The 18,483-nt window shown below is 47.1% G+C and carries 11 protein-coding genes and 3 rRNA genes; 7 read left to right on the forward strand and 7 right to left on the reverse strand.

All coding sequences use genetic code 11. From position 1 onward, the window contains the following. Positions 1-21: 21 nt before the first annotated feature. Positions 22-1,002, reverse strand: a complete 981-nt coding sequence (gene argC / locus MZ182_RS19290) for an N-acetyl-gamma-glutamyl-phosphate reductase (RefSeq protein WP_248069478.1) — start codon at positions 1,000-1,002, stop codon at positions 22-24. A gap of 622 nt (positions 1,003-1,624) precedes the next feature. Between argC and ppc the strand changes: the two genes are divergently transcribed. Both ppc and MZ182_RS19300 read left to right on the forward strand, forming a co-directional pair. Continuing rightward, the gene (ppc, locus tag MZ182_RS19295) at positions 1,625-4,294 is read left to right on the forward strand and encodes a phosphoenolpyruvate carboxylase (RefSeq protein ID WP_011920204.1); all 2,670 of its coding nucleotides are present in this window, start codon (positions 1,625-1,627) and stop codon (positions 4,292-4,294) included. Further along, on the forward strand, positions 4,294-4,839 hold the full coding sequence (locus MZ182_RS19300; protein ID WP_115016873.1) for a DUF1439 domain-containing protein: 546 nt from the start codon (positions 4,294-4,296) through the stop codon (positions 4,837-4,839). Before ppc ends, MZ182_RS19300 begins: the two co-directional genes overlap by 1 nt. 91 nt (positions 4,840-4,930) lie before the next feature. Here the strand turns inward: MZ182_RS19300 and MZ182_RS19305 are convergent, their stop codons facing one another. The 6 genes from MZ182_RS19305 to MZ182_RS19330 form a co-directional block, all read right to left on the reverse strand. Further along, a complete protein-coding gene (locus MZ182_RS19305; protein ID WP_248069480.1) occupies positions 4,931-6,205 on the reverse strand; it encodes a CinA family nicotinamide mononucleotide deamidase-related protein in 1,275 nt (424 codons plus the stop codon). A 218-nt stretch (positions 6,206-6,423) separates the two neighbouring features. Then, a 5S ribosomal RNA gene (gene rrf, locus MZ182_RS19310) occupies positions 6,424-6,539 on the reverse strand. Positions 6,540-6,720: 181 nt separating this feature from the next. After that, a 23S ribosomal RNA gene (locus tag MZ182_RS19315) occupies positions 6,721-9,613 on the reverse strand. A 326-nt stretch (positions 9,614-9,939) separates the two neighbouring features. Continuing rightward, a 16S ribosomal RNA gene (locus tag MZ182_RS19320) occupies positions 9,940-11,482 on the reverse strand. Together the 16S, 23S and 5S rRNA genes form the textbook arrangement of a ribosomal RNA operon. 781 nt (positions 11,483-12,263) lie before the next feature. Continuing rightward, positions 12,264-13,169, reverse strand: coding sequence for a helix-turn-helix transcriptional regulator (locus MZ182_RS19325; RefSeq protein WP_011791091.1), 906 nt, complete (start codon positions 13,167-13,169; stop codon positions 12,264-12,266). A gap of 62 nt (positions 13,170-13,231) precedes the next feature. Continuing rightward, the gene (locus MZ182_RS19330; RefSeq protein ID WP_248066698.1) at positions 13,232-14,128 is read right to left on the reverse strand and encodes a formate dehydrogenase accessory sulfurtransferase FdhD; all 897 of its coding nucleotides are present in this window, start codon (positions 14,126-14,128) and stop codon (positions 13,232-13,234) included. Between the two features lie 305 nt (positions 14,129-14,433). Between MZ182_RS19330 and MZ182_RS19335 the strand changes: the two genes are divergently transcribed. The 5 genes from MZ182_RS19335 (at position 14,434) to MZ182_RS19355 (ending at position 18,470) form a co-directional block, all read left to right on the forward strand. After that, entirely contained in the window at positions 14,434-14,898 is a 465-nt protein-coding gene (locus MZ182_RS19335) for a DUF3305 domain-containing protein (RefSeq protein WP_011791093.1), read from the forward strand. Next, positions 14,898-15,554: a DUF3306 domain-containing protein gene (locus MZ182_RS19340; protein WP_248066700.1), complete on the forward strand. Its 657-nt coding sequence runs from the start codon at positions 14,898-14,900 to the stop codon at positions 15,552-15,554. Before MZ182_RS19335 ends, MZ182_RS19340 begins: the two co-directional genes overlap by 1 nt. A 206-nt stretch (positions 15,555-15,760) precedes the next feature. Further along, positions 15,761-17,422: a 4Fe-4S binding protein gene (locus tag MZ182_RS19345; protein WP_248066849.1), complete on the forward strand. Its 1,662-nt coding sequence runs from the start codon at positions 15,761-15,763 to the stop codon at positions 17,420-17,422. A gap of 10 nt (positions 17,423-17,432) precedes the next feature. Beyond that, positions 17,433-18,110, forward strand: coding sequence for a molecular chaperone (locus MZ182_RS19350; RefSeq protein WP_011791096.1), 678 nt, complete (start codon positions 17,433-17,435; stop codon positions 18,108-18,110). A 162-nt stretch (positions 18,111-18,272) separates the two neighbouring features. Next, positions 18,273-18,470 (forward strand): twin-arginine translocation signal domain-containing protein, encoded by a 198-nt coding sequence (locus MZ182_RS19355; protein WP_248066702.1) that lies wholly within the window; start codon positions 18,273-18,275, stop codon positions 18,468-18,470. The last annotated feature ends 13 nt before the right edge of the window (positions 18,471-18,483 follow it).

Raw genomic sequence — 18,483 nt, forward strand, 5'->3', positions numbered from 1 at the left:
CTCTTAAATAAGGATGAACAATTAAAGGTTAAAATGAATCTTTATGCATTGCAGCGCTTGGCTGGCAGCACCTTTCATCAAGTTATCGATGGCACTGGCCACTACTAAGTAACCGCTATTCTCATCAAACTTCCAACCTAAGTGGCAGTTAGGTGTCAGCACCACGTCATCCACTTTCGGGAACTGATTGTGCTTCACGGTGACCAATGGCGCCTTGTCATACACGCTATAGGCCGCTGCCACATCGGCAGTCGTTGTGCCCGGTTTTAGCTGTACGGTAATGGTCGCTAAAATGCCACGCTTAAAGTTACCAAGGTGCGGTGTAAATATCACTTCTTGGCCAAGCTGAGTGGCGATCTCGGGTTGATGTCTGTGGCCTAATACGCCGTAAGGTGTCAGGCTCACTTCACAAAAACTGGTGTGTAACTGCGCTTTACGGCCCGCACCTGTTACGCCACTCACCGCATTGATCACCGGATAAGCCGATGTCAGTAAACTCGCCAATGGTTTTAACGCTGTCAACGATGCAGTCGGGTAACAACCTGGTACGGCAATCATCTTAGTCGCAGCGATTTCTTTGGCATTCCATTCGGCAAGGCCGTATACGGCTTTGGCTAAAACTTCAGGATATTCATGCTCAAAGCCATACCACTTAGGGTATTGCGCCACATCGCTGAAACGATAAGCACCGCTTAAATCGAATACCGCCAAACCTTGTGCATAAAACCAAGCCGCTAAATGCAAGCTTACTGAATGCTCAGTCGCTAAGACCACGGCATCTGCTTCAGCAACGATTTTTGCCTTAGCTTCATCGGAAAATGGCGACAGCGTTAATGCGATATGGCTATAAATAGGATACAAATCCGCTAAAGGTTTACCTTTATCTAAACTGTTTTCAGAAACATACAACCCCTGAATCGTCAGCTCTGCTTCTGCATGGATTAAAGCGGTCAGTTGCGCGCCTGTGTAACCACTGGCACCAATAATGGCAATATTTTTCATGTGTTTTGTCTTATTAACCGAATCAAAGAAACTTAAAGAATAGATGAATAGCGTACACGCAACCGCGTACATCTATGATGACAAGACTATCGTCGCAGGAAATCGTAATAGGTTGTTATTTTATTCACTGTCAGGCTAATACTGTGCATCATGATATTCACTCTACAGGTCACAGGGGGTGACTCATCTCAACTGATGGCTAGACTACCACAAAGATCTACTTATGCAATATATGTGAATATATATTTTTAATTTATTTTCATATTCCTTACTCTGCAGTGGATTTCATCGGTAAGTTCCTCATTCAGCTAACTCGTTAATAACTCAGTTATCTAGGTCTAATTTGCACCGAAACCAGTCCTTTTTATTAACAGCTAAGATACATGCTTGCAAAGCACAAAATGATGCACTTCATATTCACTTACGCTAATCATCACAAAATATTGCGTGACTTCGCATTTCTATTGAATATTCTTCATCGAATATCGTGATCGGTTGTATATCAGATAAGCCAGTCGTATAAGTTATAAGTTCTGCTGTTGACCATAGCCCCAAGTGATAGGTATTGTGCTAACGGGCTAAATGCACAGCGGATTTTTATGTTTTTCTATTCGGAGTAACTATGTCAGTAAACGCGGCAGACAATATGACAGATATGTATGCGTCATTAAGATCGAACGTGAGTATGTTAGGCCAAATCCTTGGCGATACTATGCGAACCCATCTTGGGGACTCTTTTCTTGAGAAAGTTGAACAGATCCGTAAGCTTGCCAAAGACTCACGCAGAGGCGATCAAGCCGCCAGAGAGCAAATGCTCGAGTTACTCACGGCACTGCCAGACGAAGAATTAGTCCCTTTTGCAAAGGCATTCAATCAGTTCCTTAACTTAGCCAATTTATCTGAACAATTTCATACTATTAGTCGCAATTGTGACGAGCTTGTCTGCGTACCTGATCCAGTAGAACAACTCCTAGGTCGTATGCTCAATGGTCGGATTGATCAAACAAAGATGCTCGACTGTCTAAAAACACTGGATATTGATCTAGTACTAACAGCGCACCCCACTGAAATATCCCGTCGCACCCTGATCCAAAAGTATGCAGCCATCGTCGACTGCCTAACAGAGCAAGAAAACGACCAACTGTCGGATAGGGAACGTCAACAGATCAATCTGCGCCTGCGCCAATTAATCGCGCAAATATGGCACACCAATGAGATCCGCCGTGAGCGCCCAACACCTGTGGATGAAGCCCGCTGGGGATTATCCACCATTGAAGAGTCACTCTGGCATGCGGTGCCTGACTTCTTAAGACAACTTAACGACCAAGTGCAGCAACGTACAGGGCAGCAATTACCGATTGATATCGCACCAGTGCGCTTTTCAAGCTGGATGGGCGGCGATCGCGACGGCAACCCCTTTGTTACCGCAAAAGTCACCCAAGAGGTGCTCGATCGTAACCGCCATGCCGCCGCCAGACTATTCTTAAAAGATATCGTGCTGCTGGTCGGTGAACTGTCGATGGAAGAAGCCAATGATGAGTTAAAGGCTTATACCAACAATAACTGCGAGCCCTATCGCCATGTATTACGCTCACTTCGTCAAAGGCTGCGCGATACCATAGATTATTTAAATGCACGCATCGAAGGCCACAATCCTGAAGTCGATAAGTCGAGCCTGATCTGGCAAGAAAGCGATCTCAAAGTACCGTTAGAAATGCTTTATAAGAGTTTAACCGACTGTGGCATGCGCTTAATCGCCAACGGTTTATTGCTCGATATTCTCCGTCGCCTCGCTTGCTTTGGCATTCACATGCTCAGACTCGACATTCGCCAAGACGCTAGCCGTCATAGCGATGTGCTCGCCGAGTTAACTCGTTACCTCGGCATGGGTGATTTCAATCATTGGGATGAAACCGAGAAGCAAGCCTTCTTATTACGCGAACTCAGCAACCGTCGTCCACTGATCCCAAGTAACTGGCAGCCGTCAGCCGATGTGGCCGAAGTGCTTAATACCTGTCGTTTGATTGCTAAACATCCGGCCAAAGCACTCGGATCCTATGTGATTTCGATGGCGGGTAAACCATCAGATGTCTTAACGGTTTTACTGTTACTCAAAGAAACGGGCTGTTCGCACCCAATGCGCGTGGTACCGCTATTTGAAACCTTAAGCGACTTAAACAATGCTGCGGCATGTATTACTGATTTGCTCGATATCGACTGGTATCGTGGTTACACAAAAGGCATGCAAGAGGTCATGATTGGTTACTCTGACTCAGCCAAAGATGCTGGCGTCATGGCGGCAGCTTGGGCTCAGTATCGTGCCCAAGAACAATTGGTCGCGGTTTGTAAACAAGCGGGCGTCAAGCTCACACTATTCCATGGCCGTGGCGGCAGCATTGGTCGCGGGGGTGGTCCAGCACACAAAGCGATTCTATCCCAACCTCCGGGGTCGGTAGATGGCCGTATTCGTGTCACTGAGCAGGGCGAAATGATCCGCTTCAAGTTTGGCTTGCCAAAACTCGCGGTTCAAAGCTTAGCCTTGTATACCTCTGCCGTATTGGAAGCAACCCTGCTACCACCGCCAGAGCCTAAACAAGAATGGCGCAATTGCATGCAACGCATCGCTGAAGAATCCGTGGGTGCATACCGTGGTATAGTGCGAGATGAACCGGATTTCGTGGCTTATTTCCGCGCCGCAACGCCAGAAGTGGAATTAGGAAAACTGCCACTTGGCAGCCGCCCAGCTAAACGTCGTGTCGATGGTGGGATTGAAAGCCTACGGGCCATTCCGTGGATTTTTGCTTGGTCGCAAAACCGCTTGATGTTACCTGCATGGCTTGGCGCCGGTGAAGCACTTCAAGCCGCCAGTGAACGCGGTGAAATGGGTTTACTGCAAGATATGGAGCGGGAATGGCCCTTCTTCAGCACTCGCATTTCAATGCTAGAAATGGTCTACGCCAAGGCGGAACCTAATTTAGCCCGCTACTATGAAACCTGTTTAGTACCGAAAGACTTGCATCATTTAGGCGAAACCTTGCGCCAACGCTTAGATCTGGGCATTAAAGTCGTGCTTGAACTGACAAAATCAGATAGCTTAATGGCGCATACGCCATGGAATCGCGAGTCAGTAAAACTGCGAAATCCGTATATCGATCCATTAAACTTCTTACAAACCGAGCTATTAGCGCGGACACGTAAGGAAACAACAGAAACTCCCGCGTCTGAACATGTGCAGCTAGCGCTAATGCTGACTATTGCAGGTGTGGCAGCGGGAATGAGAAACACTGGTTAATGAAAAAACTTTCCCGCACGATTTGCTTGGGACTGACTGTACTGCTTGGCGGCTGCGTCTCGCAGTACAGTATCAGCGAGCACGAAATGGAGCAGTACCTCAGTAAAGAGATCCATTTTGAGATTAAACAAGGCAATCAATTCGTTGGCGCAGAAGTGCGCATTAACGACATCAGTGTCAAGCTAGGAGCAAAACCTGACACTATGAGCGTAAGTGCCGCGACTCAAGTATCAATTAAGAATCCGATCTTTCCATTAAGTGCCAAACTCACAACAACTTTCGAAGCCAAGCCTTGGTATGACAGCGCAACGCACAGTGTCTATCTGCGCCAGCTCGAATTAGTCAAAGTGGAGTCAACACCAAAAGATATTGAAAAAGCGATCAGCAGTGCCACACCGCAGGTGATGGGCTATCTAAGGCAATTCTTAGAAAACCAGCCTGTATATGTGCTTGATACTAAAGACAGTAACCAAGCACTAATGGCAAAAATGACCGAAAGCATTCAAGTTGCCCCAGGTAAATTAGTGCTTAAGTTCACTAAATAGTCCGATTGTTTTGTGGACCATCCACCATAGAAAATGCTCCCTCGGGAGCATTTTTGTTAATACATTTAGACTGACTTAAGTCTGTAAAAAGTTACTTGCTGAAGCGTCCAATCGATTGATAATCGACAATTACTGCTTCAGCTAAAAGCTCACGTCTTAACATATCGTAGGCCACTGCAGCACTTAAACTGCGCACGAGATCCCGCGAACGTCTAGGTAATTTGATCATCTGACTATAAACTCCATTACGGGTTGCTAGTGCAATGGCAACTGTACCGACAGGTTTATCTTCCGTACCACCATCAGGCCCTGCGATCCCACTGGTTGCTAAGGCAAAATCACTATCTAAAATAGCACGTGCACCCTTCGCCATTTCCTCAACCGTTGGAATCGACACGGCACCGTGATCGTCTAAAGTCGCCGGATTAACGCCTAAGACTCGCACCTTGGACTCGTTACTGTAAGTCACTAAACCGTGATGTAAGTAGGATGAACTGCCCGCAAAGTCCACTAATTGACTGGTAATCATCCCGCCAGTGCAAGACTCAGTGACACTGAGCGTCAATCCAGAATTCAGCAGCCTAGAATGGATTTCTTCAGCAAGCGTCGCTTTATCTTCGGCTACAACCGCAGTACCCAGTACCATTTTGACATGCCCTGTTACTCGTGGCAGCAACGCAATCGCCTTCTCGCCGCGGGCAAAGATCTTAATTTCAATATGCGGCATAGAGGAGCGATAGCCAATCGTAATCCCCTCGGGTAACTCCAATGGCTCAATTTTATCGGCAAGGGCTGACTCACCTTGGCCAATTGTCAGCAGTTTTTTAAGCGCCACCTTAGCGTCGAGATTAAACTCATCACGAATAAAGGGAATAAACTGCTCTTTAACCATATGCTTCAGTTCAAATGGCACGCCTGGCGTAAAGAACAGCCAAGCGCGATTTAACTTAACCCTAAATCCACAGGCCGTCCCAACGGGGTTATCCACCATAACAGCAGATTCAGGCAGCATCGCCTGCTTTAAATTACTGACGGGCATCTCACGATTATTGCGGGTAAACCAATCTTCTAACTGTTGGCGCCACTCGAGATTCTCAACTAAGGACTCTCCCTTAGCCTTGGCCATCGCCTCAGCGGACATATCATCGCTTGTCGGCCCTAAGCCACCATTGACTAGGATCACATCGGCATGCAAGCTGCGCTCTTGGAAAACCGCAATTAAGTCCTCAAGGCGATCGCCCACAGTAACTCGTCTTTGGATCTCAATGCCATGCTCCATCATAGTGCTGGCAAACCAGGCCGCATTGGTATCAACAATCTGACCCGATAGCACCTCTTCCCCAGTACAAATCATCTCTAACTTCATCTCAAATCCTTATCTACCCCAACAAATTAAAACATAAGGTAAGTAACCGCTTAACTAATAGCAATACCTAGGGTAAAACCAGCGTTAAGATAGGTGTAGAAAAATCTGAGCACTATCAGGATAATGATGGGCAAACTGAACAAAATTTGATAAATGACAGATGCAAAAAAGCCAGCTTATTCAGCTGGCTTGGTTACATCTTTACAAGATAATTAGGCGCTTGGCGATGACCTACTCTCACATGGGGAGACCCCACACTACCATCGGCGCGATTGCGTTTCACTTCTGAGTTCGGGATGGGATCAGGTGGTTCCACAATGCTATTGTCACCAAGCATATTCGGTTTTAAACAAGACTCGAGAGCGCACTGCGTGCTGCTAGATTCTAGGTTCTAGGAACTAAAATCTGCTCTTATCTTATTTAATAATTCGGAAAACTGATTGCTTTTTGAGTCCACACTTTATTAAGTGTTTATATTCTGTCTAAGGCTTCTTTGTAAAACCCATCTGGGTTGTATGGTTAAGCCTCTCGAGTCATTAGTACATGTTAGCTCAACGCCTCACAACGCTTACACACCATGCCTATCAACGTCCTAGTCTCGAACGGCTCTTTAGTGGACTTATAGTCCAAGGGATGACTCATCTTGGGGCTCGCTTCCCGCTTAGATGCTTTCAGCGGTTATCGATTCCGAACGTAGCTACCGGGCAATGCCATTGGCATGACAACCCGAACACCAGCGGTTCGTTCACTCCGGTCCTCTCGTACTAGGAGCAACTCCCCTCAATCATCCAACGCCCACGGCAGATAGGGACCGAACTGTCTCACGACGTTCTGAACCCAGCTCGCGTACCACTTTAAATGGCGAACAGCCATACCCTTGGGACCGACTTCAGCCCCAGGATGTGATGAGCCGACATCGAGGTGCCAAACACCGCCGTCGATATGAACTCTTGGGCGGTATCAGCCTGTTATCCCCGGAGTACCTTTTATCCGTTGAGCGATGGCCCTTCCATTCAGAACCACCGGATCACTATGACCTACTTTCGTACCTGCTCGACGTGTATGTCTCGCAGTTAAGCTGGCTTATGCCATTGCACTAACCGTACGATGTCCGACCGTACTTAGCCAACCTTCGTGCTCCTCCGTTACTCTTTGGGAGGAGACCGCCCCAGTCAAACTACCCACCAGGCACTGTCCCTAACCCCGATTAGGGGTCTAGGTTAGAACATCAAAACTACAAGGGTGGTATTTCAAGGACGACTCCATCAGGACTAGCGTCCCAACTTCATAGTCTCCCACCTATCCTACACATGTAGGTTCAATGTTCAGTGCCAAGCTATAGTAAAGGTTCACGGGGTCTTTCCGTCTAGCCGCGGGTATACGGCATCTTCACCGCAATTTCAACTTCACTGAGTCTCGGCTGGAGACAGCGTGGCCATCATTACGCCATTCGTGCAGGTCGGAACTTACCCGACAAGGAATTTCGCTACCTTAGGACCGTTATAGTTACGGCCGCCGTTTACCGGGGCTTCGATCATGAGCTTCTCTTGCGATAACCCAATCAATTAACCTTCCGGCACCGGGCAGGCGTCACACCGTATACTTCCTCTTGCGAGTTTGCACAGTGCTGTGTTTTTGATAAACAGTTGCAGCCACCTGGTATCTGCGACTCCCGTCAGCTTAGAGAGCAAGTCTCATCACCAACAGGAGCGTACCTTCTCCCGAAGTTACGGTACCATTTTGCCTAGTTCCTTCAGCCGAGTTCTCTCAAGCGCCTTGGTATTCTCTACCCGACCACCTGTGTCGGTTTGGGGTACGATTCCCGCTAACCTGAAGCTTAGAAGATTTTCCTGGAAGCATGGCATCAACTACTTCAGTCCCTTAGGACCTCGTCATCAGCTCTCAGTGTATAGCAACCCGGATTTGCCTAAGTCACCCACCTACCACCTTAAACGCGGACTACCAACGCCGCGCTAGCCTAGCCTTCTCCGTCTCTCCATCGCAGTTAGCGGAAGTACAGAAATATTAATCTGTTTCCCATCGATTACGCCTTTCGGCCTCACCTTAGGGGTCGACTCACCCTGCCCCGATTAACGTTGGACAGGAACCCTTGGTCTTTCGGCGAGGGGGTTTTTCACCCCCTTTATCGTTACTCATGTCAGCATTCGCACTTCTGATACCTCCAGCGTGGGTTACCCCTTCACCTTCAACGGCTTACAGAACGCTCCTCTACCGCGCAACCCTAATGGGCTGCACCCGTAGCTTCGGTGGTATGTTTAGCCCCGTTACATCTTCCGCGCAGGCCGACTCGACTAGTGAGCTATTACGCTTTCTTTAAATGATGGCTGCTTCTAAGCCAACATCCTAGCTGTCTAAGCCTTCCCACATCGTTTCCCACTTAACATACACTTTGGGACCTTAGCTGACGGTCTGGGTTGTTTCCCTTTTGACGACGGACGTTAGCACCCGCCGTCTGTCTCCCGAGTAGTACTCATTGGTATTCGGAGTTTGCAAAGGGTTGGTAAGTCGGGATGACCCCCTAGCCTTAACAGTGCTCTACCCCCAATGGTATTCGCTCGAGGCGCTACCTAAATAGCTTTCGAGGAGAACCAGATATCTCCCGGTTTGATTGGCCTTTCACCCCCAGCCACAAGTCATCCGCTAATTTTTCAACATTAGTCGGTTCGGTCCTCCAGTTGATGTTACTCAACCTTCAACCTGCCCATGGCTAGATCACCGGGTTTCGGGTCTACACCTTGCAACTAAACGCGCAGTTAACACTCGGTTTCCCTACGGCTCCGCTATTCGCTTAACCTCGCTACAAAATGTAAGTCGCTGACCCATTATACAAAAGGTACGCAGTCACGGTCTCAAGGACCGCTCCCACTGCTTGTACGTATACGGTTTCAGGTTCTATTTCACTCCCCTCACAGGGGTTCTTTTCGCCTTTCCCTCACGGTACTGGTTCACTATCGGTCAGTCAGGAGTATTTAGCCTTGGAGGATGGTCCCCCCATATTCAAACAGGATGTCACGTGTCCCGCCTTACTCGTTTTCATCTACGGTTAGTTTTCGTGTACGGGGCTATCACCCTGTGCCGCTGGACTTTCCAGACCATTCCACTAACACCCCATAGACTTAAGGGCTAATCCCCGTTCGCTCGCCGCTACTAGGGGAATCTCGGTTGATTTCTTTTCCTAAGGGTACTTAGATGTTTCAGTTCCCCTCGTTCGCCTCATGTAGCTATGTATTCACTACATGATGACCGCTTATGCGGCCGGGTTCCCCCATTCGGACATCGTTAGCTCAAATGCTTGTTACTAGCTCGCCAACGCTTTTCGCAAGTTACTACGTCCTTCATCGCCTCTGACTGCCAAGGCATCCACCGTATACGCTTAGTCGCTTAACCATACAACCCAAATGAGTTTCACTTGAATTGTTGCGACCAGCTGGTTTTACTTGTCTCACTTCTGACCAAAGAAGTGGACGCGCCTTAGACTTGAATATTCAAGACACTTAATAAAGTGTTTGAGAACTCAATGTTCAATGCTTTCGCATTAAACTTTTTTCGTATCAACACAACGACAGACATCATTGTGTTTAATACTATCAGCTTTCCAAATTGTTAAAGAACTACATCGACCTGCTAGAGGGATGTTTCGCTCTACCCGTCCTAAGACAGGATAAACAAGCAATCTGTGTGAACACTCAAAAGCATCAAGTTAGTCGTATAGGTAAGGAGGTGATCCAGCCCCAGGTTCCCCTAGGGCTACCTTGTTACGACTTCACCCCAGTCATGAACCACAAAGTGGTGAGCGCTCCCCCGAAGGTTAAGCTACCCACTTCTTTTGCAGCCCACTCCCATGGTGTGACGGGCGGTGTGTACAAGGCCCGGGAACGTATTCACCGTGGCATTCTGATCCACGATTACTAGCGATTCCGACTTCATGGAGTCGAGTTGCAGACTCCAATCCGGACTACGACGAGCTTTGTGAGATTAGCTCCACCTCGCGGCTTTGCAACCCTCTGTACTCGCCATTGTAGCACGTGTGTAGCCCTACTCGTAAGGGCCATGATGACTTGACGTCGTCCCCACCTTCCTCCGGTTTATCACCGGCAGTCTCCCTAGAGTTCCCACCATTACGTGCTGGCAAATAAGGATAGGGGTTGCGCTCGTTGCGGGACTTAACCCAACATTTCACAACACGAGCTGACGACAGCCATGCAGCACCTGTCTCACGGTTCCCGAAGGCACTAAGCTATCTCTAGCCAATTCCGTGGATGTCAAGAGTAGGTAAGGTTCTTCGCGTTGCATCGAATTAAACCACATGCTCCACCGCTTGTGCGGGCCCCCGTCAATTCATTTGAGTTTTAACCTTGCGGCCGTACTCCCCAGGCGGTCTACTTAATGCGTTAGCTTGAGAGCCCAGTGTTCAAGACACCAAACTCCGAGTAGACATCGTTTACGGCGTGGACTACCAGGGTATCTAATCCTGTTTGCTCCCCACGCTTTCGTGCATGAGCGTCAGTCTTTGTCCAGGGGGCCGCCTTCGCCACCGGTATTCCTCCAGATCTCTACGCATTTCACCGCTACACCTGGAATTCTACCCCCCTCTACAAGACTCTAGTTCGCCAGTTCGAAATGCTATTCCTAGGTTGAGCCCAGGGCTTTCACATCTCGCTTAACAAACCGCCTGCGCACGCTTTACGCCCAGTAATTCCGATTAACGCTCGGACCCTCCGTATTACCGCGGCTGCTGGCACGGAGTTAGCCGGTCCTTCTTCTGTAGGTAACGTCACAGATGAGCCGTATTAAGACTCACCCTTTCCTCCCTACTGAAAGTGCTTTACAACCCGAAGGCCTTCTTCACACACGCGGCATGGCTGCATCAGGGTTTCCCCCATTGTGCAATATTCCCCACTGCTGCCTCCCGTAGGAGTCTGGGCCGTGTCTCAGTCCCAGTGTGGCTGATCATCCTCTCAGAACAGCTAGGGATCGTCGCCTTGGTGAGCCATTACCTCACCAACTAGCTAATCCCACCTAGGTTCATCCAATCGCGGAAGGCCCGAAGGTCCCCTCCTTTCCCCCGTAGGGCGTATGCGGTATTAGCAGTCGTTTCCAACTGTTATCCCCCTCGACTGGGCAGATCCCTAGGCATTACTCACCCGTCCGCCGCTCGCCACCTCAGGAGTAAACTCCCTTGTGCTGCCGCTCGACTTGCATGTGTTAGGCCTGCCGCCAGCGTTCAATCTGAGCCATGATCAAACTCTTCAATTAAAGTTTTGGTGCTTCCGTCTTGCGACTTCAGCGGCTCAATGAATTCTGTCATTTGTTTCCGCTTTTAAAAAAGCGAAATCAAAATTATGTACATATTGCTATGAACACTCATTGTTACATTGATTAATTCTTTGACTGCCAACCCTAAGGCTAAGCAGTTTCGATTAACTCAACACCTGTGAGTGTCCACACAGATTTCTTGTTTTATCTTGTTAAAGAGCAACTCAACCTCGTAAGAGAAGGTGAGTACCACACTGAGCGTCGAACGCTTCCAGTTGGCTAGGGCTGCGTATTTTACGCATTTCCCGTTTAGCGTCAAGGAGTATTTTTCAACTTCTTGCTGCGCTTGAATTAAGTGCTTAAAAGCTACTCAATTCAACCTAACTCGTCAGTTGGCTTTCGCTGTCTGCCGTGTCAGTGGATGCGCATTATAGGCAGCGAAACTTTTTGTGCAAGCGCTTTTTTCAGATTTTTATGATTATTTTTCACATAGATTCTTACTCCCAGACTAAGCACAACCTATGCACTTGTTATACCCAAAGTTATCCACATACGCTGAATTTATACGCAAAACAAGTCATCTAAAGAACAAGGGAAATGGCTTAATTTCGATAAAGATTGAGTGCTAAGGGAGAAAAGAAGCTATAGGCGGCGAATTCGGTAATAAAGATATAGAGGAAACAATTGATGTCAGCCGCTACTTTATATCTATATATAAGGTATAAAGTAGCATAATGCGACTATACGCGATTCACTTAGACGCTCTTAGCTGAATTTGTACTTAGCTGGCGCTCCAGAGTAGTTGTCCGCAATCGGTAAGATCATATCCACCTAAAAGGGCAGCCATTTGCCTTGTATGGCAGCTGCTCAACATAGTAAAGAGTTGTTGCAGCTGTCGACGGAAGTAAATACTTTGTGGCATAACAAAATCAAAGGACTCCTTCACTAAAGGGACAAAGCTTAAACCACTCTCCAAAGCTACTGACTGGCAACCAAAACCAATGTCAGCATCACCTCGGGCAATATACCCTGCAAGTTCACGCTCACTATAAGCTGTTAGTAGAACATTGAGCTGATCTAATCGTGCACCTTGTTTTAACAACCAGTGCTCTAAATGCTGTTGACTTCCAGCTCCACCCTGACGACTCACCCATCGCCACGGTAAGCTCACCACTTTATCTTCTTCTTGGCATCTGTGGTGCATATCTGCACGCATGATTAGCCCTTGCTGACGAGAATAACCATGCACCATTATCCACTGCTGATGATTGTTATAGCCTTTTAATAGCGCTGGGTGACGGATATTTCTATCTTCCATACTTCCCCAATGCAATGTGCACACATCAGCATACCCCTTAGCGAGCAACTCTAAGCCTAGACGTGATCCTGTTGCGCTATAGCTAATCAACTCACGGCTGCCAACCTGCGACATTAAGCGTGCTACCAGCATAGATAATAGTGGGTCGTCACTGCCCGTAATAAGCAATCTATCAGTGAGCATACCGCTATGGCATGAATCCATCACCCAACGGTCAATCAATACTTTAGGGAATAGCCATTTACCTGTAATTTTCGTAGCCGGTAAAATTCGGTCATTCGCCATGGCGTAGACTTTCTTCTCGTTAAGATCTAAGTACTCGGCTACTTGCTTAGCGCTCATGTAGACCAATTCACTAGCAGATGTCATCTTATATCCTTGTCTCTCAATATCCGTTCTTCGCTGAAATACTGTATTTGTGAGGCTCTAACTCAGGTTACAGGGTCAGAATTCACATCAAATTGTAAATTTTCACTGCCGTGATATACCAAGAAATGACGTCCCTTCGCACGGGCTATAATAGTGATACCTAATTGTTGAGCGAGTTCTAGTCCCATTTGAGTCACGCCACTTCGCGACAACAATACAGGAATTCCCATCTTGGCTACCTTGATAACCATCTCAGAGGTAAGCCGACCAGTTGTATAAAAAATCTTGTTGTCACCAGGGTTTTGGCCTAGCCACATATCACCAGCAAGTGTGTCTACCGCATTATGGCGACCAACATCTTCGACAAAGGCCATAATTTGGTCATCCTCACACAAACCACAACCATGTACGGCCCCCGCATTCTTATAGGTTTCATTATATTCATTGATGTTTTTTAGTAGGCTATAAAGAGTGCTTTGTTTGAGACTCGGTGTCGGTAATGTAATGCCTTCAAGATCTTGCATAAAACTTCCGTAAACAGTCCCTTGCCCACAGCCTGAGGTAACGGTTTTTTCAGAGAGTTTGCCATCAAGATCCGCAATTTGTTCACGGGTAATCACTGCTGCAGAATTCACATCCCAATCGACTATTACAGAGTCCAGCAAACTTACATCAGAAATAAAACCTTGGTTTTTAAGATAACCTAGCGCCAATGACTCAGGTTTTGCACCAAGAGTCATCAAAGTGACTATCGGGCGCCAATTTAAATACACAGTTAATGGCCGCTCACAGGCTACAAACTTATCTAGCACTTCCCCAGCTTCATTAACCGCCTTAACTGCTATAGTGAGAGGAACTTCTGCTTGAGTTTTCACAAAAGTAAACGGATGTTTAATCTGTAAATTTGTATTAGTTGCTATCGAACTTTTCTCTGTAATCGTACTGTTATCAGAAATCATAATCTTACCGCTTAACGAGTGATAACCAGAGCATAGCAATATTTATACCTAGGCATGAAAGAAGGGCTAAAATGCGTGATCTATCGCAATTCGAATTTTCTATTTGGGCGTTAATGTCCCACGCGAAATAACAAACTGGACAAAATGTCCAACAACAACACTCATTTTAATGATCTACTTCAAACTTATCCCCCATGTTTACTGGCATTAATATTGCAGTGACCTTTTATCGCAATTTGTTGGTAACATCGATCCGATCCGCAAAACAACGAATCGTCCACCAACACAGTTGAAACGGAGAGACAATGCAACATACAACAAGTGTTTGGCCTATGTACGTTTCACTCAAAAAAGTAGAGACACAGGTAGGCCGCTGGACCTCAGTTAAATGGGAAATAGATCATTTACTTCCCGCGACCCATGAAGCCCCAGAAGGTGCAACATTAGTCTTACTTGAGTTGCACAAAGACGAACGAGCTAGCTATCGCATCAATCTAGACATGGACAATGCGATGTTGTTCCTCGTCTGTGATGAAATGGCAGATGGTACATGGGTACCCGCTTTACTCTCGGCAGACCAAAATGTTGCAGCAGGTTGTCTTGAAGGAAATACACCTGTACTTAATATATTAATGCCAGAAGCCATCGCCTGTTGGATTGAAGCCTTCATCACCCAATACGGTGAAGTCGAAATTTCGGCCCATCGCCGTCGACATGTCGATGGGCGTAACAATCAAGGCCCTAGTAGCGATCCATTACGGAGGAACTAATGGCTGATAATACTCAAAAAATAAGTGGACTTTTTAGTCGCTGGACTCAACGCCGTGAACAAGTGGCTGCTGAGGAAGCATTAGAAACCCAAAAGATACAGGATGTTATCGAGGATGTACCTAGCGACACCGAAGTTGCCTCGACTAACGCAACCACAGCATCCCCTTCACCTGAAATTGAATATCAATCACAGGAAGACCCTAACCGCATATTAACTGCGGAGGATTTACCTAACCCTGAAGAAATTGAAATTAGAGGAAGTTTTGCCAGTTTCATGGCTGCCAATGTCGACCCAGCCGTTAAAACCGCAGCCCTTCGCGCACTGTGGAAGCAACCGCATTTCAATGAGATTGATGGTCTTTTGGAGTATGCACTCGACTATAGCAATCAAACTAAACTCACTCCTGAAGTCTCAGCCGAACTCGCTAAAAAGGTGTTCCGCTATATGACTAAGGACAACGAAGATTCAGACGAAGAAGCTACCTTAGTGAAAAACGAGCTGAATGCTATACCAGAAACAGCGATGGGATCAGACAACGAGATCGAAACCGAATTGGCAGCAAAACCGTTAACGGACAATTTGGATGGGGAGATTGATGACCTACCCCAAAATGCACCAGAGCTTTCAGCTCAAGTTCATCCCCGAGTTGTTTAACGTCAGTTTAGCTAATTTTAATGTCCACAACCTTGGTATGTGAATTGCTGTTTGGTATGTGAATTGCTGTATAGCGCAGTAAAAGCTTAGATAAAAGCAGAAAAGGCAATGACTTACTTACTACCAACCGCCTAAATCTGCTCCAATACAGCAAAAAATAGAACAGCCCAAGTACTGTTCAGGAACGCAATGTGAGCACTTATTTGATGACCAATCAAACCCAGCATGCGCTAAAACAAGCGCGGCAAAATGTATTAGCGCAGACTCAGATTTTGCAGAATCTGATCCCGCCAACGGTAAGCTATACCACCGAAGGCACAGTGCTAATTATCGGCCCAGAGGATCTCGCTCGCCTCGCTGCGGACAAATTGTCCACTATGGCAAATCGAGTGATTTTGGCCAATGAAGCCATTACCAGCCAAGACGAAGCGCACCTAGAGCGTGTTATGGCTGCGGCGACTAATGTTGAAAGTTACTACAATAAACTGATTGGAATTAAAGGTTTTTTAGGCCAATTCCAAGTCAGCGTTGAGCATCAAAATGGCGCTGCTGAACTTAGTTTAGTATCCATCAGAAAACCTCATTTTGATTTAGTGCTCGATTTAAGCAGCACACCTTGTTTAAATTTAGAGATGCTTCCTCCTGGCTACTTCTATGTCGGTCAGGATACCGCCAAACTCGAAGATGCATTAACACAAATTCCAGAACTGGTCGGCCAATTCGACAAGCCTCGTTACGTAAAAATTAATCCAGATTTATGCGCCCACGACCGCAACGGCATCAATGGTTGTAATCGGTGTCTCAACTTCTGCCCTGCTGACGCGATTAGCAGCGTCGCTAAGAAAATTGAAATCGATCCTTACCTGTGCCACGGTGCGGGTAGCTGTACCAGTGCCTGCCCAACAGGTGCTATCAGCTACGACTTACCGACACCCCAAGCCTTATCGTCTTATTTAAATAAAATCATTAGCCGTTTTCGTGAACAAGCCCAAACAGCTCCTGTGATTTTATTCCATGATAATGCGACTGGTGCCGACTTCATATCGGAGGATTTGGCTGGAGATATTCTTCCCGTTGCCCTTGAAGAAATTACCGTTGCAAGCCTCGAACACTGGCTTTCTGCACTCGCTTGGGGCGCGCGCCAAGTGCTTATTCTCAACACAGAAGCAACTGCGCCAACACTCACGCAAATGCTCAAAGGTGAACTTACACTAGCCAATAGCATTTTAGATGAAATGGGTCAGCCACAGCGTATTAGCCTTATCGATCCAAGCATGATCACTCATTTAGAATCGATGCTTGATATCAGCTTAGATTGGCCAATCATAGTACCGGCGGCATTTGTATCGACAACTAAGCGCGACACCCTGTTTGAGGCAATAGACCACCTCAATAGCCAAGCGGGTGAGATTGATACTTGTCTGAGCATGAATAACATTCCCTACGGCAAAGTGAGCGTCAATGTAGAGAAATGCACCTTATGCATGTCCTGCGTAGCAATTTGCCCAACGATGTCATTACAGGATGGTGGTGACAAACCTGCGCTACACTTCATTGAACAAAACTGTGTGCAATGTGGTTTATGTGAAGCGGCTTGCCCTGAAAAAGTGATTAGCCTCACCCCACAAATCAATTTTGATAAAGCTGCACGTCAGCAACAACACACCCTGAAAGAAGAAGCCCCCTTCGAATGTATTCGTTGCGGCTCTCCTTTTGCGACCCAATCTATGGTGCATCGGATGCTGGATATGGTCGGCGCGCATAGCGCATTTTCAGCCAATATTGAACGCCTGAAAATGTGTGGCGACTGCCGGGTAAAAGACATGTTTGAAGACATTCTTCAAGATCCTGAAAAGCAACTGCGATAAGAGATCCGTTATGACCGAATCCGTAAGACAAGTATCAGAAAACGATCAGTTGAGAGCCGATATTTATCAACTGCTGGCTGCGCTATTACGCCGCCATCCTAGCCCTGAATTACTGCACTTTTTGGCCAATCTTGAAATCGATGCCAATGAAGATAATGCAATGACCAAAGCTTGGCTGTCACTGCAGCTCGCGGCGCAGCAGTTCCGCAGTGAACAGCTAGAAGATGAGTATTTTGCCCTATTCCTCGGCGTGGGTTGTGGTGAGATCCTGCCCTATGGCAGTTGGTTTATGACCGGCTCATTAATGGATAAACCATTAGCACTGTTGCGCCAAGATTTAATGCAGCTCGGTTTTGAGCGGGAAGAAAACGTCAAGGAGCCTGAAGATCACGTGGCTGCGCTATGTGAAGTCATGGGCACATTGATCCTTGAGGCCCCAGGTTATCGTCAACTTGCGTTCTACCAACGCCATATTGGCAGCTGGATTGGTCGGTTCTGCGACAATTTAACTAAGGCCCCAAGTGCGGCGTTTTACGCCACGGTTGCACAACTGGCAAAAGCCTTTTTCGAAATGGAAGCCAATGCATTTGAGCAATTGAGCCTAGATATTCCTGTGAATTGCCCAGGCAGTGCCGACTTACAACCGGCCACCAATGATGCAGAAAAGCAAGTGGAATTAGTAAATTAAGATCAAGGTGCCTACACAATAGTGGAATAGGCATTGATGATGAGTTCTGTAAGCGAAGGAGAATCTGATTCACCTTCGCCACAATAGATGAAGCCGAGGCTTCTACAATAACCGAGGTGGTTGTCGTTTATGCCACTTTATTCAGTAACACAAGGAGACACTATGAAGAAGCAAGCTTCCGACATGGGCCGTCGTCAATTGCTTAAAGCATTGGCACTCGGCAGTGCGGCAGGTGCGGTAGCCACTGTTAGCGGTCAGGCATTAGCCGCAGCGCCAACGGTTGAACCTATCGAGCCAAAGAGCGATAACTACCGTGAAACCGACCATATTCGTCATTACTATGCGTCGCTTAAAAACTAAAATAGAGGAGAGT

Source organism: Shewanella sp. JNE2, from assembly GCF_023159115.1.
GTDB classification, from domain to species: domain Bacteria; phylum Pseudomonadota; class Gammaproteobacteria; order Enterobacterales; family Shewanellaceae; genus Shewanella; species Shewanella putrefaciens.